Source organism: Aeromonas sp. MdU4 (assembly GCF_041929505.1).
Taxonomy (GTDB): domain Bacteria; phylum Pseudomonadota; class Gammaproteobacteria; order Enterobacterales; family Aeromonadaceae; genus Aeromonas.
Genome location: NZ_JBHFMW010000002.1, coordinates 97,818 through 117,621, shown reverse-complemented (window position 1 = coordinate 117,621; position 19,804 = coordinate 97,818). Strand labels below are relative to the sequence as shown.

19 protein-coding genes are annotated in these 19,804 nt (G+C 58.1%); 7 read left to right on the top strand and 12 right to left on the bottom strand.

The features are described from left to right. Positions 1-6 precede the first annotated feature (6 nt). On the top strand, positions 7-750 hold the full coding sequence (ppgK, locus tag ACE1BR_RS02005; protein ID WP_374867161.1) for a polyphosphate--glucose phosphotransferase: 744 nt from the start codon (positions 7-9) through the stop codon (positions 748-750). Positions 751-842: 92 nt separating this feature from the next. Here the strand turns inward: ppgK and ACE1BR_RS02000 are convergent, their stop codons facing one another. Continuing rightward, positions 843-1,298, bottom strand: coding sequence for a hypothetical protein (locus ACE1BR_RS02000; protein WP_374867159.1), 456 nt, complete (start codon positions 1,296-1,298; stop codon positions 843-845). A gap of 483 nt (positions 1,299-1,781) precedes the next feature. Here ACE1BR_RS02000 and metN point away from each other — a divergent pair, with 483 nt between their 5' ends. The 4 genes from metN (at position 1,782) to rfaH (ending at position 4,882) form a co-directional block, all read left to right on the top strand. Then, on the top strand, positions 1,782-2,825 hold the full coding sequence (gene metN / locus ACE1BR_RS01995; RefSeq protein WP_374867156.1) for a methionine ABC transporter ATP-binding protein MetN: 1,044 nt from the start codon (positions 1,782-1,784) through the stop codon (positions 2,823-2,825). Continuing rightward, a complete protein-coding gene (locus tag ACE1BR_RS01990) occupies positions 2,806-3,459 on the top strand; it encodes a methionine ABC transporter permease (RefSeq protein ID WP_005339070.1) in 654 nt (217 codons plus the stop codon). Before metN ends, ACE1BR_RS01990 begins: the two co-directional genes overlap by 20 nt. A gap of 25 nt (positions 3,460-3,484) precedes the next feature. After that, on the top strand, positions 3,485-4,285 hold the full coding sequence (gene metQ / locus ACE1BR_RS01985; RefSeq protein ID WP_374867153.1) for a methionine ABC transporter substrate-binding lipoprotein MetQ: 801 nt from the start codon (positions 3,485-3,487) through the stop codon (positions 4,283-4,285). A gap of 96 nt (positions 4,286-4,381) precedes the next feature. Next, positions 4,382-4,882 (top strand): transcription/translation regulatory transformer protein RfaH, encoded by a 501-nt coding sequence (gene rfaH / locus ACE1BR_RS01980; protein WP_374867151.1) that lies wholly within the window; start codon positions 4,382-4,384, stop codon positions 4,880-4,882. 28 nt (positions 4,883-4,910) lie between these two features. Here rfaH and ACE1BR_RS01975 read toward each other — a convergent pair whose 3' ends face one another. The 4 genes from ACE1BR_RS01975 to arcB form a co-directional block, all read right to left on the bottom strand. Next, positions 4,911-6,887: a methyl-accepting chemotaxis protein gene (locus ACE1BR_RS01975; RefSeq protein ID WP_374867149.1), complete on the bottom strand. Its 1,977-nt coding sequence runs from the start codon at positions 6,885-6,887 to the stop codon at positions 4,911-4,913. Between the two features lie 250 nt (positions 6,888-7,137). Next, the gene (locus ACE1BR_RS01970) at positions 7,138-7,341 is read right to left on the bottom strand and encodes a hypothetical protein (protein WP_374867147.1); all 204 of its coding nucleotides are present in this window, start codon (positions 7,339-7,341) and stop codon (positions 7,138-7,140) included. 318 nt (positions 7,342-7,659) lie between these two features. Next, positions 7,660-9,024 (bottom strand): dGTPase, encoded by a 1,365-nt coding sequence (dgt, locus tag ACE1BR_RS01965; RefSeq protein ID WP_374867144.1) that lies wholly within the window; start codon positions 9,022-9,024, stop codon positions 7,660-7,662. 33 nt (positions 9,025-9,057) lie between these two features. Continuing rightward, complete coding sequence (arcB, locus tag ACE1BR_RS01960; RefSeq protein ID WP_374867142.1) at positions 9,058-11,370, bottom strand: aerobic respiration two-component sensor histidine kinase ArcB; 2,313 nt, start codon at positions 11,368-11,370, stop codon at positions 9,058-9,060. A gap of 167 nt (positions 11,371-11,537) precedes the next feature. Between arcB and ACE1BR_RS01955 the strand changes: the two genes are divergently transcribed. Continuing rightward, the gene (locus ACE1BR_RS01955; protein WP_374867140.1) at positions 11,538-12,536 is read left to right on the top strand and encodes a DUF2860 family protein; all 999 of its coding nucleotides are present in this window, start codon (positions 11,538-11,540) and stop codon (positions 12,534-12,536) included. A 68-nt stretch (positions 12,537-12,604) separates the two neighbouring features. On the opposite strand, the gene ACE1BR_RS01950 is transcribed toward ACE1BR_RS01955, so the two are convergent. The 4 genes from ACE1BR_RS01950 to ACE1BR_RS01935 form a co-directional block, all read right to left on the bottom strand. Beyond that, complete coding sequence (locus ACE1BR_RS01950) at positions 12,605-13,306, bottom strand: DUF3334 family protein (protein WP_374867138.1); 702 nt, start codon at positions 13,304-13,306, stop codon at positions 12,605-12,607. 89 nt (positions 13,307-13,395) lie between these two features. Further along, positions 13,396-13,842, bottom strand: a complete 447-nt coding sequence (locus tag ACE1BR_RS01945; protein ID WP_374867136.1) for an HIT domain-containing protein — start codon at positions 13,840-13,842, stop codon at positions 13,396-13,398. A gap of 72 nt (positions 13,843-13,914) precedes the next feature. Continuing rightward, positions 13,915-14,556: a DUF2057 domain-containing protein gene (locus ACE1BR_RS01940; RefSeq protein ID WP_374867133.1), complete on the bottom strand. Its 642-nt coding sequence runs from the start codon at positions 14,554-14,556 to the stop codon at positions 13,915-13,917. Between the two features lie 71 nt (positions 14,557-14,627). Next, positions 14,628-15,527, bottom strand: a complete 900-nt coding sequence (locus tag ACE1BR_RS01935) for a LysR family transcriptional regulator (protein ID WP_374867130.1) — start codon at positions 15,525-15,527, stop codon at positions 14,628-14,630. A gap of 97 nt (positions 15,528-15,624) precedes the next feature. On the opposite strand from ACE1BR_RS01935, the gene ACE1BR_RS01930 reads away from it, so the two are divergent. Continuing rightward, positions 15,625-16,227, top strand: coding sequence for a short chain dehydrogenase (locus tag ACE1BR_RS01930; protein WP_374867128.1), 603 nt, complete (start codon positions 15,625-15,627; stop codon positions 16,225-16,227). Between the two features lie 128 nt (positions 16,228-16,355). Here ACE1BR_RS01930 and ACE1BR_RS01925 read toward each other — a convergent pair whose 3' ends face one another. The 3 genes from ACE1BR_RS01925 to dapA form a co-directional block, all read right to left on the bottom strand. Further along, the gene (locus ACE1BR_RS01925; protein WP_374867126.1) at positions 16,356-17,459 is read right to left on the bottom strand and encodes a phosphoribosylaminoimidazolesuccinocarboxamide synthase; all 1,104 of its coding nucleotides are present in this window, start codon (positions 17,457-17,459) and stop codon (positions 16,356-16,358) included. A gap of 168 nt (positions 17,460-17,627) precedes the next feature. After that, complete coding sequence (gene bamC / locus ACE1BR_RS01920) at positions 17,628-18,755, bottom strand: outer membrane protein assembly factor BamC (RefSeq protein WP_374867124.1); 1,128 nt, start codon at positions 18,753-18,755, stop codon at positions 17,628-17,630. Beyond that, on the bottom strand, positions 18,748-19,635 hold the full coding sequence (gene dapA / locus ACE1BR_RS01915; RefSeq protein ID WP_374867122.1) for a 4-hydroxy-tetrahydrodipicolinate synthase: 888 nt from the start codon (positions 19,633-19,635) through the stop codon (positions 18,748-18,750). The genes bamC and dapA overlap by 8 nt, the downstream gene beginning before the upstream one ends. Between the last annotated feature and the right edge of the window lie 169 nt (positions 19,636-19,804).

Here is a 19,804-nt window from a genome sequence, read left to right as displayed (position 1 = left end):
TCACAGATGCAAATGTTGGGAGTGGATATTGGAGGCTCAGGGATCAAGGGCTGCCTGATCGATACCGAAACAGGTGAGCTGATTGGCGAGCGCCATCGCATTGCCACACCACAACCGGCCACCCCGGCTGCCATCGCCCATACCCTCAAGGCACTGGTGGAACACTTCGACTGGAAAGGGCCGGTAGGTTGCGGCTTCCCGGCCACTATTCACAACGGCATTGCCAAGAGTGCCGCCAATATCGACAAGAGCTGGATTGAGACCGATGCCGAGCACCTGTTTGCCGATGTCACCGGCAAACCCTGCTATGTGCTGAACGATGCCGACGCGGCAGGCTTGGCCGAGATGCGCTTTGGTGCTGGCAAGGATCGCAAAGGGGTCGTCATCCTCATTACGGTCGGCACCGGCATCGGCACCGCCATTTTCGTCAACGGCCACCTGCTGCCCAACACCGAGCTGGGGCACCTGATGCTGGAAGGGATGGTGGCCGAACACTACTGTTCCGATGCGGTGCGCAAGCGCGAGGATCTCTCCTGGAACCGTTGGGGAAAACGCTTCAACAAATATCTGGCTCGCCTCGAGTTTCTCTTCTCTCCCGACCTCTTTATTCTGGGGGGCGGCAGCGCAGCCAAACTGGAGAAGTTTGTCGATCGTATCGAGACCCGGGCGCCACTTATTCCGGCAGCCAGCCTCAATCAGGCCGGTATTATCGGGGCAGCCCTCTATGCCGCCGAACGGCATCAGGACTAATTGTCCATCGATGCCTTAGTTTCCCAATACCAAGAGGGCCCGACAGCCATGTCGGGCCCTCTCTCTATCTGCTCTTTGGCTCTATGAGTTCCCTACAAATCATCGAGCCGGTGGGCCCCATGTACCAGCTGGGTCAGGCGGGTTTGTTCCAGCCGGGCCAGATTGTCGAGCAAGGCTGCGGTGGCGGGTGTCGGGCACTCACGGGCCAGATGTCCCAGCTCGCCAATCAGCTGCTCTTCCCAACGGCAGACCAGAGCTACTATCTCTTCGGTTCGAGCCGAAGCAGACAACTCGCAGCGGGCAATATCCGGCAACATATCTTCGCTAAAACACTGATCCAGCCAGGTCTCCCGCACCGATTCGCCAAGCTGGCTGGCATACTCCTGCAGATGGGCGCTGGCGGCATCCTCCCGCCCTTGCAGATAGACCAGCAGCATCCTGCAGCGCTCGCTATCCACCTGATCGCCCAAACGTCGGTAACAGAGACCAAGCTGGTGATGCACCAGCTCGAGGTAGTGCAGCAACTCTTTGATCTGTTGGAATCTCATCGCTCTGCTCTCCATGCTGAATCAGTCATTCAAGTATAAAAAACGACCAGCGATCCCCCAATCCCGATCCCGCTTCTCCTTGCGCTGCATCAAAGTTGGGACAGGTATAAAGAAGCTGGCAGACAAGATGCTCAACTTTATGCAATTCTGAGGCTGGTGATAGGCTGGTGCTGCGGCCAGAGAGCCGCAACAGGGATACCTAATAGAACGGAGCCTCATCGGCGATTAGCCAACTTTAATTCGGCCCTTCCGCTTCACCACAAAATTCAATATGGCATGAGCTCAAAACCTCTTGCTCCTTATCTGCCAGCTGAGAATCCTTATCACTTTTTTAGACGTCTAGACGTAAAAACATGCGTTGACACAGCCATCCGGACATCTTAGCATCATCCCCCATGATGGCAGCGTAACCCAGTGAAACCTCTGCCCAATTTTCCCGCCTGTAGCGCCCTGTGCTGTAAGGCTGTTAGCACGGAAGAATCCATGATTAAGTTGATCGGTCTCAACAAAGTCTACGGTACAGGCAGTGACGCCGTGCACGCCCTGCGTGACGTGAGTCTGCATGTACCCCAAGGCAAAATCTTCGGGGTGATCGGTGCCTCCGGTGCCGGCAAGAGTACCCTTATTCGTTGTGTCAACCTGCTGGAGCGCCCGACAGAGGGGCAAGTCATCGTCGGTGGTCAGGATCTGGTCGCCCTGAGCGAACGGGATCTGACCCAGGCCCGCCGCCAGATCGGGATGATCTTCCAGCACTTTAACCTGCTCGCCTCCCGCACCGTGTTTGCCAATATCGCCTTTCCGCTGGAGCTGGCAGGCTGGAGCAAAGAGCGGATCAAGAGCCGGGTCGAAGAGCTGCTGGCGCTGGTCGGGCTGGAAGCCCGCGCCCAGGCCTATCCCTCCGAGCTCTCCGGCGGCCAGAAGCAGCGTGTCGCCATTGCCCGGGCACTGGCCCCGGCGCCCAAGGTACTGCTCTGTGACGAGGCCACTTCGGCCCTCGATCCGCAGACTACCCGCTCGATCCTGACCCTGCTCAAGGAGATCAACGTCAAGCTGGGGCTCACAATCCTGCTTATCACCCACGAGATGGATGTGGTGAAAGGGATCTGTGACGAAGTGGCCATCATCAGCGATGGTCGCCTGATCGAACAGGGCGAAGTGGCCTGGTTCTTCAGCAATGCCAAGACCCAGCTGGCCCGTGACTTTATCCACTCCACCATCCATCTGGAGGTACCGCAGGAGTATCAGGATCGGATGAGCGCAGAGCGGGTTGCTGGCAGTTACCCGCTGCTGAAACTCGGCTTTACCGGCAGCACGGTCGATACACCGCTGATTTCCGAGGCAAGCCGCCGTTTCAACATCGACATCAGCATTCTGAGTGCGGACATTGAATACGCCGGTGGCGTCAAGTTCGGCTTCCTGCTGGCAGAACTGTTCGGGGATGAAGCCCAGTGCGAGGCGACCCAGCAGTTCCTCATCGACAACCATATTCAGCTGGAGGTAATGGGTTATGTCCGAAGCCATGATTAATCTGCTCATCACGGCCCTGGGCGATACCCTGATCATGGTGTTCGCCTCCGCCCTGTTCGGCTGCCTGCTTGGCCTGCCGCTCGGCGTGGCGCTGCATGTGACCAAGGCGGGCCAGATCCTGGCCAATCCCCTGCTCAACCGTACCCTGGGCATGGTGGTCAACGTGGGCCGCTCGGTGCCCTTCATCATTCTGCTGGTCGCCATCATCCCGCTGACCCGACTGATTGTCGGCACCAGTATCGGCACCATCGCCGCCATCGTGCCGCTGACCGTCGGTTGCATCCCCTTCATCGCCCGACTGGTGGAAGGGGCCCTGATGGAGGTACCGGACGGCCTGCTGGAAGCGGCCAAGGCGATGGGCGCCAAGCCGCTGCAAATTATCACCAAGGTGCTGCTACCAGAGGCCCTGCCCGGCATCCTCAACAGCGTCACCATTACCCTGGTGACCCTGGTCAACTACTCAGCCATGGCTGGAGCCATCGGTGGCGGCGGTCTGGGGGATGTGGGTATTCGTTACGGCTATCAGCGCTTCGACCCAACCGTCATGCTGGTGACCGTGGTTATCCTGGTGGTACTGGTTCAACTTATCCAGAGCGCGGGTGAGCGCCTGGTCAACAAATGTGATCATCGTTAATCGTCGATTTCTGACAGGAGGTTTTATGAAATTTGGCATCAAATCCGTTGCGGCAGCCCTGCTGGCTGGCCTGGTTCTGGCCGGTTGCGGACAAAAAGAAGAGAACAAGATCCTGAAAGTGGGGGCGATTGCCGGTCCGGAGACCGAGCTGGTGGAAGTAGCCGCCAAAGTGGCAAAAGAGAAATACGGCCTGGATGTACAGATCGTCAACTTCTCCGACTATGTCACCCCAAACGTGGCACTGAACGATGGCAGCATCGACGTCAACGCCTTCCAGCACAAGCCCTATCTTGATGCGCAGGTACGTGATCGCGGCTTCAAACTGGTTCCCGTCGGCAACACCTTTGTCTACCCGATCGCTGGCTACTCCAAGAAGCTCAAATCACTGAGCGAGCTGAAGGATGGCGCCCAGATCGCGGTGCCGAACGATCCAACCAATCTGGGTCGCTCCCTGATCCTGCTGGCCAAACAAGGGCTGATCACCCTGAAAGAGGGGGCTACTCTGGAAGCCACCGTACTGGATATCGCCAGCAACCCGCGCAACTTCAAGATTGTCGAGCTGGAAGCAGCGCAACTGCCCCGCTCGCTGGAAGATGTGGATCTGGCCGTCATCAACAACACCTTCGCTGGCCAGATTGGCCTGACCCCGACCGAAAATGGTCTGTTCGTTGAAGACAAAGAGTCCCCCTACGTCAACCTGATCGTTGCTCGTGACAACAACAAGGATGACGAGAAGGTCAAACAGTTCGTCCAGTCCTATCAGACCGAAGAGGTCTACAAAAAAGGCATTGAACTGTTCAAAGGCGGCCTGGTGAAAGGCTGGTAATTGTTCAATTGATAAAAAAGGCCACGCAATGCGTGGCCTTTTTTGTTGGTCTGGTTATGATGTCCACGAGCACGGCAACACGAACATACTCATAACATGAAAAAATGGTATCTGGCCTACTGCAAGCCAAAAGAAGAGGCCCGCGCCCGCGCCCACCTCGATGCTCAGGGTATCGAATCGTATTACCCCATGGTGGAGATCGAGAAGCTGCGCCGGGGCAAGCGGGTTCCAGTGCGGGAACCCATGTTTCCAAACTACCTGTTTATCTTCGTCGATCTGGAAGAGGTCACTCCGGTCACCCTGAAATCGACCCGAGGCATCAGCCGGATCATCCACTTTGGCAATGAATGGACACCGATCAACAGCAAGCTGGTCTATCAGCTGATGAGTCGCGATGACAGTGACGAAGCCCGTGCCAGCTACGCCAGCCTGCCCACCACCGGGGACAAGGTGCTGATTGAAGAGGGGCCTTTGGCTGGCTTTGAAGCCATCTACATGGAACCGGATGGGGAGAAACGGGCCATTTTGCTGGTCAGCCTGCTCAACCGGGAGACCACCAGCAGCTTCGATAACCACGCTTTCAGACGACTCGATTAAAACAAGAGGCGGGCTCATCCCGCCCTTTTCATCCCTCGAGCTCAAAACGGGCGATCACCGCCGTCAACTTGCCAGTATCACCGGCCAGCCTGGCGACAATCTCTTCACCCTGCTGACTCCGCAGACAAGATTGACGACTAAGCCCGGCAATGTCATCCACCGTCCCGGCAACCTCGGCTGCAACCCGCGATTGCTGCTCGGTCGCCACGGAAATCGCTCCCAACTGGCCCGATAGCGCCTGCACCAGCTGGTTCATGGCATTCAGGGTATCCGTCACCAGCCCCACAGCATCTCGCCCCTGTTCCACCAGCTGGGTTCCCCCACTGACAGTGCTCACCGTCTGACGCATCTGTTGGGAAATAGCCACAATAGTCTGGCTGATCTCGGCCGTAGATTGATGAGTGCGGATCGCCAACTGACGCACCTCGTCAGCAACTACCGCAAAACCGCGCCCCTGTTCACCGGCACGTGCCGCTTCGATAGCCGCATTAAGGGCCAGCAGATTGGTCTGCTCCGCGATCGTGGCAATCACTTCGGTGATCCGTCCCACCTGCTCGCTCTGATGTTCCAGCAGCCGCATGGCTTCATTGGCCTGGCCAATCATGGTCGCAATCTGCTGCATGGTCTCCGTCATGCGAGCCAATGCTTCCTGCCCCATCAGGGTCTGCTGCTGCACTTGATGCGCCCCATCTGCCGCACCGGCAATGTTGCCCGCAACATCCCTCGCGCTAACCGACATCTGATCGATAGCCGCAGCAACTGCATCGACCCGCTGATCCTGCATCGTCAGATCGGCCACGATCGCCCGCGTGGTGCTGCCCACATCGAGGCAAGCCACCTCAACCTGCCCCACCGCCCCTTGCAATTCACTTACCAGGTGACGTAGCTGGGCAGACATCCGATTGATGGAGCCCGTCAGCCCTCCCAGTTCATCCTGCCGCATGATGGGCAGGGGTTGAGCCACCAGCTTGCCATCAGCGACCTGACCTGCCCGCGTTACCAGACTGGCAATGTCACGGGTCAGACGACGGCTGAAGAGCCATGCGACCACCATGCCAAGCACGATGGCACAGCCGGTTGCCAGTAACAGGGTGCGATTGATGGCAAGCCCGGCCTGTGTCATTTGGGTAGAGATCCCGTCTACAGCAGCCCGGGTCTCTTTCACCTGTTTCACCAACTGCGCATACAAGGTGGCCTGCATGGGTTCGATCTCGGTGGCCATCAGATAGTTGGCCTGATCCCAATCCGGCGCCTGCCGCTTGCTGATCACCTGGCCCACCAGCTCAGAGAAGGGGGTCGCCATCTCTTCAAATAGTTGCCAGAGACTACGCTGGGTCTCGGTAAAAAGTGCAGATTGCAGCTTTAATTCGGCAACCCGCTGCTGGTGGAACTGGTAGTAATCCTGATATTTGTTGCGATATTCCGGATCGCCTGAGATCAGAAAATCCCGCAGAGCCGAGAGCGCATTGGCAAGACTGTTATAGGCATCCCCCACCTGCTTGAGCAGCAGGCGACGATCGCCAGAGAGCTGAGCCTGAGGGGTCGCCACCTCTTCATTGGCAAAAGATTGCAGCTGATCGAGCGCAGCCTCGGCCAGCGGCCCCGCCTCCTGCAACATCAGGGTATGAGCAGGCAAGTTCTCTTCACTCTGGGCGATGGCCCAGATTTTCTCCTGGCGACTCTTGAAGGTATTAAGTGACTGGGCCAGTGAAGGGGTGAACTGCTGATGGGCAATCGCCTGCCACGCCGACTCCCACTCCTGTTTGAGCCGGGTTGCCTGAGCAGGATCCTTGCCAAGGATCAGATAGCCACGCAGGGCTGATACCGTCGCAACCAAGGCCTTCTGGCTATCCTCATCCCGCTGCAAAGCAGGCAACGCCTGTTCTAGCAGGGTATGCTGAGCCTGATTGATTTGAGTCAGCCGGTAATAGACCAGCGTTGAAGAGAGCACGATCAGCAGGTTGATAAAACCGAAGCTGAGCAGCAACTTGCTTGAGATTTTCATGAACATCCTTGTTCAGCGTGACTGGTTTGACCCAAAAATTCATATAGATATCAGTGTAGGCAATCTCTTCAGCCAAATCCGGAACCAATTCATCATGCCGTCATAGTGGCGACTCGTCGGCCCGCCCGCGCAAGCGTGCCGCAAAAAACGGATTGGAACTTACTTGAACGCCATGCTCAGCATCGTCAAATAAAAATGGCAGACCATGGTCTGCCATCAGAGCGAAATGGGGCCATACAAGCCCCTTTTATCAGGTTATTCGATTCCCAAGCCGGAAGCCGGTTTGATACTCGCTTTCACGGATATGGGAGACCAGCCCCTCATACCCTTCCAGACCGATATCTTTCAGCAAGGCGGGCGAGAGGTTGACCACAGTGAGACGACGCTCGACTTTGGCAATCCGTTTCTGTACCAGGGACTCGACGCTACGCAGTAAAACCAGTTCGATAGACATGACATTCTCCAGTTGAACATGCGGTTCTCCCGGAGAAAGTGGATATCACCCTGCGGGACGAACCGCGGGTGATAAAAAGACAGGGGTTACCTGTTTACGCCACGCGGTAAAAGAGCACGAGATTTCACGCCGCACGCAGTGCCGCGAGAGAATGCAAGATTGAGCATCAGATGTTGCATTTTCGTCTCCTTACCGGATGAAAGTTAAACAAGTTGCAGCAGTTTAAAAAATATCCGAATTTAAAACAAGCCTCTTCCGACTCCTTTTAAATCGTTTTTCCGACATTTTATGCTGCCTGAATAGAGTGAACGATCGATATCAGATACCGGACAGCAGTCGATACTCCTCCAGCACATAGGTATCCGTCATGCCGCTAACATAGTCGAGCAGCAGGCGTACCCGGTAGTACCACTCCTGCTCCTGCTCACAGACAAAGCGCTCATCCCGCGTAGCCACCGCCAACTGATAGGCCTTGATATGGCGCGCCGAGAGACGGTGATAGAGCCGCCGGGCGAAGAAAAGTTCGCGGCTCTCCTCACCAGCCAGCAGGCGAGTAAATTGTCCGGCAGGCATTGTCAGCAGACAGGAATAGGTGGATAGCACCCCGCGCAGAGCGGCGTAGCCCTCCAGCTCGAGCGCCTCCACCTCTGGCCGCATGAAAACCTGTGCCCGCGCCACCCGCTTGAGAATATCGAGCACCCGCGCCGCAGGCGCCTGACCGTGAAGCAGCGCCTGCGGATAATGTCCCTGCAGGATCGCCCCATGCTCGCTGAGATAGGTGCTGGCCGCCAGCGCCACCAGATCTCTGGTCAACTGATGACGAAAATGGGGGAAGAAGCCCCAGCTGGAGCGCTGAGCATCGCCCAGCAACGTCGTCATATAATCACTGCCATCGGCACTGCAGAGGGCTGCCAACAGTTCGTTCAGGGTGAGAATGCGCCGGTCTACCGCATCCTCCAGATCGGCGATGCAGTAGGAGATGTCATCCGCCGCCTCCATGATGTAAGCGAGCGGGTGACGGCAACCGGGAGCCAGCCCCAGACTCTGGCTGAGGGCGCGATAGAGGGGTTGTTCGCTGAAGAAGATGCCACGCTTGCTGCTCCAGCCGTGATGCTGGCCGTAGCTGACCCCCGGCTGGGGTTGCTGCGGGTATTTGCATAGCGCCCCCAGCTGGCCAAGCGTCAAGTTGAGCTCGTGCAGGCTGTGTACCAGCCGCAGGCTCTGGGCATTGCCGTCAAACAGCAACAGATCCTGGCGCAACTCTGGCCACTGTGAACTGGGTGCTTTATCCAGCGCGGTGGCAAACAGTCCATCCAGCGCTTGTGCCAACCACTGACTCATTACCTGCTCGCCGAAGTGGCCGAACGGCGGGTTGCCCACATCGTGCAAGAGACAGGACATCTCCACCAGATTGATGAAGGCCCCCTCGCAGACCACTCCGGCAGGCAATGCGGCCAAAATACGGCGGCTGATCTGGCGGCCGGTCTCCTGCACCTCCAGCGAATGGGTCAGACGGCTGCGTACCGACGCTTTCACATCAAGCGGGAAGACCTGGGTCTTCTGCTGCAAACGGCGCACCGGAGCCGCCTGCACAATACGGGCACGATCCTGCTCGGTCGCCTCCAGCAGATCCTCATCCCCCCAGGGGTGAATGCGCTCGGGGGTTATCAAACGGCTATACATCGTGCGGCTCCTTGCCAGCGGCCTCCATCAGATTCAAGACAACAACCAGCGCCGCAGACGGGCGATATCGCCCGGATACTCCCGGCGCAGCGTCTCAATCCAGTCTTCAACATTCTCCCACCAGGCGGGATGATCCGGGCTCTGGATCAGCTGTGCTGTCTGCTGCAGGCGGCGCAAGCCGATGGAGCCTGCGGCCCCTTTTATCTTATGCGCCTCCTCCACCACCCCCGCCTGATCCCGCGCGATCAGGTTGGAGTCGAGCACCGCCATGTAGTCAGGCATCATCTTCTCGAACAGCTCGACACTGGAGAGCAGCACCGGTTTGCCCACGGTATCGGCATAGTCGGTGAGGAAAGGTAGATCCAGCAGGGCATCCTGAACCGCCACATCGGTAAGCTCATCAGCCTCGTCATCCGCCAGATCGGCAAACAGGTGGCCAATCACCTCGCGCACCGCCTTCGAACCGAGCGGCTTGTTGATCACATCCCGCATGCCGCGCTCCAGATAGTACTGGCGATCACCGGTGACGTTGGCGGTCAGGGCGACCATGGGCGGCAGACTGTCGCCATAGCGATCGAGCAGGGTTGCCGCCACATCAAATCCCGTCATATCAGGCAGCTGGATATCAAGCAGAATGAGGTCGAAATCATCCGGATTAGCCATTGCCAGTGCCTGAGCGCCATCGCGCGCCACCTTGACCTGATGGCCGAGTTTGTTGAGCAGGGCACAAGCCACGGTCACGTTGAGCTCGACATCCTCCACCAGCAATATATCGAGGGAAGGCATTTCGGCTTCAGTTTCGATTTGCACTGGATCCGCGCAGGCGACCTCCAGCTCGGCAGTAAAGCAGGAGCCCTCTCCCGGTTCGCTATCGACGTAGAGCTGGCCACCCATTGCCTGCACCAGCTGGCGCGAGACAGCGAGGCCAATGCCGGTACCGGTGGCGTGCTTTTTGCCTTGCACCTGATAGTACATGGCAAAGATTTTATCCTGCTGGGCACGCGGAATACCGACGCCGGTATCCTCCACCTCGAAGTGCAGGGCAAGCTTGCCCGGCTCATCGGCGGGGTGAGAGAGACAACGTACGGTCACCCCCCCCTCATCAGTAAACTTGACCGCATTGCCCACCAGATTCCACAGCACCTGACGCAGGCGGGTGCCATCTGCCATCACGAATTGCGGCATGTCACCATCCCGATCGAAGTGCAGATAGAGCCCCTTCTGCTCTGCCTGGATGCGCGACAGCGTCTCCAGTTCATCGAGGAAGGCAGGCAAGTCGATGCGGGTCGGCGCAATTTCGAGGCGACGCCGGTCGAGTTTGTCCAAGTCGATAATGTCGTTAAAGATATTGCCTAGAGTTACCGCACTTAAGTGAATGGTCTTGAGCTGCTGGTGCTGCTTGGGATCGAGGGGGGTATCCATCAACATCCGGCTCAAGCCGACGATGCCGTTGAGCGGGGTGCGCAGCTCATGGCTGATGGTGGAGATAAAGGTGGTCTTGTCGCGGCTCGCCTTCTCCAGCTTGTCCTGATACTGCTTGCGCTCGGTGATATCACGGCCAAAGCCGAGCAGACCGAGCCGCTTGCCGAAACGGTCGAAGAAGGGCACCTTGCGCAGCTCGAAGTAGGCCTTGCGACCATCCGGATACTCCAGCCACTGCTCATAGGTGAGCGGCTCGTTGCTGGCAAAGACCTGCTTGTCGGTCTCCACCACCTTGTTGGCGATCTCCTGCTTGTAGACATCGAACGGGGTGAGGCCAATCAGCTCGGCTTCCACCTTGCCGGTCAGCTCCTCCATGGCACGGTTGCAGCCGGAGAACTGCTCATCCTCGTTGCGGTAGTAGACCAAATCCGGGGAGCAGTCGATGAAGGAACGCAGCAGCGCGGTGCGCTCCCCCAGATGCAGCTGGGCTTTTTCCCGCTGGAATACCTCGTTCTCCAGATCCTCGATGGCCTGCAGACGCAGACTCTCGGCCCGGTTGGTTTCGGCAATCTGGGCATTGAGGCGACTGATGTTCTCCTGCAGCTGACTGTTGAGCTCCAGATCCCGCTCGCGCATATCTTGCAGCTTGCGCACCATGCGGGTCAGCCGCTGGCGAGAATCTTCGAGCTGATCCACCACGATGGAGAGAAAATAGACGGCCCAGGGCGTCACCAGCAGGCCAAAGAAAACCGAGCGGACAAAATCGATCACATCGATATTGCCGCGCAGAAAGAGCGTCACTCCCATCTGGATGGCGACCGCCAGCACGATAATGCCCGCCGCCAGAAACATGCTGAAGCGCACCAGTCCGAGCTTGGTCATCAGGTCGACATAATATTGCGCCCAGGATTTAATCTGTTTCATCTTATTGTTTTCCCCCGATATTCGCGGTACAGAATACCAGCACAACTGAGTGAACTCTTCTTAATCTCATACAATTGCGTCACTATTCTGTGAACTAATTGGCGAATGTCAGTGGCGTCGCCCCACAGCCCACACCTCGATACAGATTGTTCAGGAGCTCACACCCGATGCGTTACATCTCTCTGCTTGGCCTTGGCCTGCTGGTTGCCAACAGTGCTCATGCCGATTTGGGGTCTATCCCCAGAGAATCCGGCTGGTCCGGTTTTCTGCTTGGCGGCATCAACATCGTCAACTACCAATCCAACTTCTACAGCGGTGATGATGACCACAGCACCATCACGGGTCTGGGCAACCCGCAGAGCAGTTCTGCAGTCACCCCGCTGATCAATGCCGATATTCGCTACACCTTTGCCGATACCCGTACCCAGCTGTTTCTCGGCAACCTGATCCAGGATGCCATTCGCATTGACTTCACCCAGCAGCTTGGTCTGCGTCAGGAGTTGGGGGACAAGGGGATAGTCGCGGGTTCGCTGGTGTTCAGCGCCATGCCAACCGAGCAGTGGAGCGATCCGTTTGCGGTAGGAGTGACCCGCAACTCGACCGATATCAACTCTAGCGGCATGCGGGCAAGCTGGGACAATATCTGGGGCAGCAACTTCAACGGGAGTCTGACCACCCGCAACATCGACGTGGATGACGAGCGCAGTGGCCAGCAGTACGATGCCATCCACCACACCAGCTACGCCTCCATGCTCGATCGCAATGGCCAGATCCACGCCATCGAGCTCTCCTATCAGTGGCGCCTGGCCCCTGACCAACAACTGGAACCTGCACTGATCTATCGCATTGCGGATCTGGATGGCAGCGCCCAGAGTTACAAACAGAACGGCATGCAGCTCACCTATTCCAAACGGGGCCTCCAGTGGTCGTTTGTCAGCAACCTCTACCTTGGCCAGAGCAACTATGACGAGGCCAACCCCCTCTTCGGCCAGTACGCTGATGCCGACGAGTTTGCCGCAAACGCCATCTTCTTCTGGCACAACCTGTTTGGCGTCAGCGCACTCTCTGCCACCGCCAGCGTGGCGTATGCCAAGTCCAGCTCGGATATCGGCTTTTATGATTCACAAGCCACCCGTTTCAGCACCGGCCTGCTCTACAACTTCTAGCCCCTTGCCAACCGGAAAAGAACAAGGCCACTCGAAAGTGGCCTTGTTGCTATCTGGCTTGCTGCCAGTCAGATCCCGAGGGAGTCGAGCAGATCATCGTGAGCACTGCTGGCGGGCGGTGCCGCGACGGGAGCCGGTTTGGCGGCATCCTGTTTGGCCTGGGCGATCAGGGCATCGGGATCCAGCTCCTCTTCGTCCATCCCTTCACTGTGGATGCGGATGAACTCGGTTTTGTCCATCGCCAGTTCCAGATAGAAGATGTTGTTGCGGGCGGTGAAAAAGGTCACCCGGCGCGATTCCGGACTGTCGAGGTTGGTATCGACGCTCAGCATCACCTGCTTGTTGAGAGCCAGCATCTTGGGCTGGTTCTGGGTAATGTGAGTCTGCAGGTCGCGACCCACCTTGACGGTGAAGCTGCCGACGATCTGGTTCATCAGCTCGCCCATCACGTTGCTCACCTCGTCAGAGGTGTGAGAGATGGCGAGATCCTCCTTGGATAGACCCATGCTCAGCATGTAGCTCTCATAGAGCTCCATGGCGGCAGCGGCAGAGAAGTTGATCACCACCAGCCCGGAAAAGCCGCCATCGAACAACACGAAGCAGCCAATATCCGGCTTGAGGCAGGTTTTGCTGATCCGCTGCACCATACCGGAAAAGCGTACCTGACTCATGGTCGCGGCACTCAACACGTCGGTTACCGAGTTGCACAGGCTGAGCAGTACATCTTCAGTCGTCAACACGCCATCGTCATCGGATCTTGTCACTATCATGGGTCCTTCCTGAACATCGAAACTGGGCTTATCTATACCATAACTCTAACAGATGGCGCGGCCAGAACACTGAAATAGCGACACGCCTCTCAGTTGGCCAGGCTATCAGCGGTGGCCAGAGTAAATCCGCTCAGATGGCCGAGTCGCTCACACCAGTGTTCGGCCTCCTGCTGCAAGGTTTCTGCCTGGTAGGGAACGGCGGGACAAGCCCCCCAGATGGGGCCCGGCCAGGCGGAGTCCGTGGCGAAACGGGCAACATGGTGAATGTGCAGCTGCGGCACCAAATTACCCAGCGCACCGATGTTGATCTTGTCCGGACTGAGGGCGTGCTCCATCAGAGCGGCGACAGCGCAGGACTCCTGCATCAGCTGTTGCTGCTGCTCCGGCGCCAGATGGTGGATTTCCCGCAAATTGGCCACACGCGGCACCAGAATGAGCCAGGGGTACTGGCTATCTTTGGCCAGCAGGACGCGACAAAGCGGCAAATCGCCGAGCCAGCAGGTATCCGCCTGCAGGCGTGAATGCAATTCAAACATGAACACCTCGTTGAGTACGATGAAGAGGGCATCCAAAAGGGAGTGCCCACGTTACTGCAACGGGCGGCAAACTTAAAGCTGCGGCACCGCCCAACCGATAAAGCGCTTGCGCAGGGCCGGATCCGCCTTGAGGAAAAGACGCTGCAACTCTCCCTCCTGCTCACTGGCAACCACAACGGGTTGCGCCCCGCTGGCGAGCGTAGCAGTTGGCTGTGCGGATATTGCTCCCGCCGTCAGCGCAGCTTTGCCACCGCTGCGGTTATATTCAGCCAGTTTGCCGTTCCAATCCACCCCAAGCAGCATGCCGCTGGTCACCAGCACATCCTGCTGGATGGCTAGCGCCCGACCACTCTCCTGCAATGTCACCACGGGCGCTCTGGCATAGGCCTGCATTCCCTGCTCGTCTCCCGGTACGCTCGCCACCAGTTGCAATCGCAGGTTATTCCCCTGATAACGCACCACCTGCGGCTCGGAGCGAACCTGCCGATCATTCTCGCTGCTGCTGCGACTGGGGATGACCCCCTCGAAGCGCACCAACAGTTGCTGCTCGCCATCCGCCAGAGTGGCATGCTGCTCATCCTGCAAGGTGCCGCTGCTCACCGCGAGGATGCGGAAGTTATCCGGCACCTTCACCTCTACCGCCGCCTGCGCACTGCCCACCGCCAACGCTGCACAGAGCAGCACAAACCCGGTCAACTCTCTATTGCTCTTCATTCCCGCTGATCTTCCTGATGCCGATGATGGGCACAGGGTAACTACCGAAGATGACAGAAAAATAACACCGCTCAGAGCAGGTAGCGGGGCCGCTCGGCAAACCACTGGGCCAGCACCTGCTTGAACAGCCGGATCTTGCGCGGCACCCGTCGCTGCTGGGCATGCAGCACATGAAGCTGATGCAAGCCGCTCTGCCACTCATCGAGCACGGTCACCAGCGCCCCTGCCGTCAGCAGCGATTCCACCAGCATAAGCGGACACTTGGCATAGCCCATACCGGCGCGCGCCAGTTGCAGCACAGTGCTGTAGTGGTTGGCCCGCACCTTGCCCTGCACCAGAATGTGGGCCTCTTCCCCCTCACGGATAAAGTGCCACTGCTCCCAGGCCGGATTGTGCCCCTGCAACAGGCAACTGCGCCCGCTCAACTCATAGGGGGTGGCCGGACGACCCTCGCGTGCCACCAGTGCGGGGCTGGCGACCACCACATCCTTGAGCCGCCCCAGCGGCAGGGCCACCAGATTGGCCGGCACCTCGTTCATGGCGCGCAAGGCGATGTCGTTCTCACCCTGACTCATGTCGACCATCTGGTTGGTGAAGTTGAGTTCCACCTCAACCCCCGGGCAAAGCGCAGCAAAGCTGGTCAGCAACTCGCTCACCATGCGATCGCCGGTGCTGACCGGGCAAGTGAAACGCAGGCGGCCGCCATCCTCTTCGGTCAGCGCCTGAATATCCTGCTCCGCCTGGCGGGCCAGCGCGAAGATCTCTCCCGCCTGCTGATAGAGGGTCTTGCCCGCCTCGGTCAGACTGAGGCGGCGGGTGGTGCGCTGCAACAGTTGCGCATTGAGGGAGGACTCCAGCGCACTGACATGGCGGCTCAGCATCCCCTTGCTCACTCCCAACGTATCGGCGGCAGCCGAGAAACTGCCGCGCAGCACCACTTCGTAAAAGCTGGCCAGATGGGCGATATCCATCATTAGCTCCAATATGGAAACAATGGGTTTATTTTACGTGCTTTTTCGAATTTTCTGTTGCGCTAGAATCAACACATCCCAACCAGGAGTGATGCAGATGAAAATTGTGATTGTGGGTGCCTCCGGCACCGTCGGCTCCGCGGTCAGTGAACTGCTTGCCAAAGATCATCAGGTGATCCGGGTCGGCCACAGCCGTGGCGATGCCACGGTCGACATGCGCGATCCCGCCTCCATCAAGACGCTGTTTGCCCAGGTGGGCCAGTTCGATGCGCTGGTGGTGGCCAGCGGCAGCGTGGCCTTCAACGGTCTGACCGAGATGAGCGACGAGCAGTGGCAAGTGGGACTGGAGAGCAAGCTGATGGGCCAGATCAACCTGACCCGCGCCGCCATTCCCTATCTGACTGACAAGGGCTCCATCACCCTGATCAGCGGCATCCTTAGCGAAGAGCCGATCAACTGGGGGGTGAGTGCCAGCACCGTCAACGGCGCCATCGATCACTTTGTGAAAGCCGCTGCCTGCGAGCTGCCCCGCGGCCTTCGCATCAACGTGGTGAGCCCCACCGTGCTGGAGGAGTCGATGGACAAATACGCCGATTTCTTCCCGGGCTTCGTGCCGGTGCCCGCCGCCAAGGTGGCGCAGGCTTACAAAAAATCGGTGCTGGGTATCCAGACCGGTCAGGTGTTCAGGGTCAACGGCTGATCGCCGCCCGCTTGCCGCCAGACCCGCAATAAAAACGGGCCCCGTTGCGGGGCCCGTCTGTTTCTCTACCTATCTCCTTCGCCACCAGCAAACGTTTGTTTACTGGCGACAAAAAAAGAGAGCAACCCTTAGTCGATCAGCCCGTACTGCTCGCGCAGCACCTCGATGATCTCCTGCTTGGGATTGGCAGAGCGCACCAGCTTGTGGCCGATGATCTTCTCGGCGATCCCGACGTAGGTGTTGGAGATATCCATCATCACTTCGGTGGGCAGCTTGTTGTCGCGGGCCAGGGCGAAACGTTCCGGCATGCGGTTCTTGTTGAGCAGGATGTCCGGATCCGGGAAGTGATTGAGCAGCCACTGACGGAAACCCTCTTTGGACTTCTCGACAATCTGACCGTCGCGCAGCGCGGCGCCATCCCAGATACGGGAGCTGTCGGGGGTGCCCACTTCGTCCATGTAGATCAGCTTCTCGTTGCCCGCCGCATCGTGGACATAGCCAAACTCGAACTTGGTATCGACGAAGATCTGATCCAGCTCGGCCAGCGCGTCGCTGATGACGTTGAAGCCCTCTTTGAGCAGCACTTCGTAGCGGTCGATGTCAGCCGGTTTACTGAAGTTGAAGCCCTGATAGTGGCGCTCGATATCGGCACGGGAGACGTTGACATCATCGGCTTCCGGCACGCCATCCAGCCCTTTCAGCACGCCCTTGGTGGAGGGTGTGATGAGGATCTGTGGCAGCTTCTGATCCTTTTTGAGCCCTTCCGGCAGGGTGATGCCGCAAAACTCGCGCTCACCATCCTTGTAGGCACGCCACATGGAGCCGGTGATGTACTGGCGGGCAATCGCCTCGATCATCACGGGACGGGCTTTTTGCACGATCCAGACAAAGGGGTGCGGAATATCCAGAATGTGGCTGTCAGCCAGCCCCTTCTCCTTGAACAACTTGAACCAGTGGCTGGAGATGGCGTTGAGCGCCGCCCCTTTGCCCGGTACGCCGTTCAGGCCATCCACGCCTTGCCAGATGCAATCGAAGGCAGAGATGCGATCGCTGATCACCATCAGGGCGAGCGGCGCATCGGCAGGCACATCATAGCCTTTCTCTTTTATGAGCCGGGCACTGTCTGCGGGGGTCAACCAGTAGACGCTGCGCACTTTGCCGGAATGGACAGGTTTATCGGTACGGATCGGCAAATCGTCATTCACCGCCAATACTTGATCTGCAAGACTCATGGCTAATAACACTTCCTGTTTGTGGGGGGTAAACATCGCGAGTCCCTCGCCTGCCCGCTGTGTTTGCAACGTGCTGGCAAGGAGGCTCGCATCATCGAAAACCGATCACAATCCCTCTCGTTTTCAGGGGAATTCTGATAACAAAACAGGGGCACAAGGCCCCTGTTTTTATTCTGCTTTTGCTGCTGCCTGATCGGCCAGCCCCTTGGCGAACGCCTCGGACAGGCTGATATACATCTGGGAGATGACCCCGGACGACACCGGCTTTTTATCCTTGTCGAACAGGGTGATGGAGGTCTTGCCTCCCGCCATTTCACCCAGCTGGAAGCGGAATTTCTCCTCCTCCAGTTTGAACGGCTCGGTTCCTTTGGCTTTCCAGAACTCGGCACCCGGCTCTTCGTACTCGACATCGATCCAGCCCAGTGACTGCTGGGTATCCTTGATGACGAAACCGTAAGCAGGCAATACCTGATTGAGACGACGCCACACCTGTTCAAATGAGCCATCGGCAATCCAGGCGCTCAGCTCGTTGTTATCCAGGCCCAGCTGCAAACCCATACCATCGTTGGATTTATGCTGTTCACGCGCCTTTAGCTGGCTGTCGTAGTAGAGAGAGAACTGGTTCAACACCCGCGCGGCATAACGCTGGGCATCGGCAGGGGTCAGCTGGGTCGAGGTCTCGCCATCGAAGCTCTCTTCGTGATCCAGCACCCGTACCGACATGTTGACGGCATGGCGTGCCTCGTCGTTACGCACGGTGAACTGGTAACGCTGACGAATTTTGAAATCGTCGTCATCTTCACCCCAGCCATCGAGGGCAACCGTGTTGTCAAACCAACCGGTCTGCAGAACACCGGCCTGCTGATCCAGCTTCTCGGTGGTGACCTTGTATTTGGCCAGGAAGTTCATCAGGAACGACCAGGTATCGTGTTCCACGCTCTGGCTGGTGCTCAGGGCGTAGAAAGCGACGGTGGGTTCGCTGGCATTCTGGACGACCTGGCTGCCCGGTACTACGGTCAGCAGCTGGGCGGGCGGGCGAACATCGATCTTGGCACCGAGAGCCCCTTCACGGCTGCTCTCGGGCAACGGCGGAATATCATACTGGCTGTTGAATGCGGGGGCGCTTAATCCTGACGGGATCAGGAATGCACGGCCCTCGAGGCGGGCATCTTCATAACCGAAGTCGCGGTTGGCCATTTTGCGATCCTGGGGCGTGCTGCACGCGGCCAGCACGGCGGCGGTCGCAACAGTCAGCACCAGACGGGCACTATTTCCCTTTCCATTTGATTTAAACACTCGCCATCAACTCCGCAGTGGTCAGTGCTCGCGCCATCAACTGTTCGCCCTCGGGGGTGAGGTCTACCAGCGGCAAGCGCAAGGTCGCTGTTGCAATCAATCCCAGCTGGGCACAGGCCCATTTCACCGGGGTGGGGCTCGGTTCGCAGAACAGAGTCTTGTGCAACGGCATCAAGAGATTGTTGATGTCGTGGGCCAGACCGGCATCACCGGCCAGCGCAGCACGACACATGTCGGCCATCTGGGCCGCTGCAATATTGGTGGTGACCGAAATGACGCCATCGCCACCTTGCAGCATAAAATCACATCCAGTGGCATCGTCGCCACTGTAGAGAGCAAACTCCGGTCCACACAACTCGCGCAACAGCGGAGTGCGGCTCAAATCGCCGGTTGCCTCTTTCAAACCGATAATACCGGGAACCTTGGCCAGACGCGCGACCGTCTCCGGTTTGAGATCGCAACAGGTGCGACCGGGGACATTATAAAGAATTTGGGGCAGACCACTAGCCTCGGCGATCGCACAATAGTGGCGATAGAGGCCCTCTTGGGTAGGTTTGTTGTAATAGGGAGTCACCGAAAGACCCGCTATCACGCCGGTTTGCGCCAGTCGTCTGGTCAATTCAATGGCGTGGGCGGTATTGTTGGAACCGCAACCGGCAATGACGGGGATCCGTCCGGCAGCATACTCAACGGTCTTTTCAACGACGGCGATGTGCTCCTGCTCGCTCAGGGTCACTGACTCCCCTGTGGTTCCCACCGCAACAATGGCGCTGGTTCCGGCGCTGACATGATACTCGACCAGTTTGGCCAGACTGACCCAATCAACTTCACCTGAAGCCAGCATGGGGGTAACGAGCGCAACAATACTACCGCGTAACATGGACATTTCTCCCGATTTTCAGGGGCGTAATGGTAAAGCTGCCCCCTTTGAAAAACAAGGGAGAGAGGGGGCAAGCCGTGATACCATCCGACACAAAAAGCAATAAATGAAAGCACAGGCTGCGCCCCAGGGATTGGTCATCAGGGCCAGCGGCTTGGCAAACCACTGC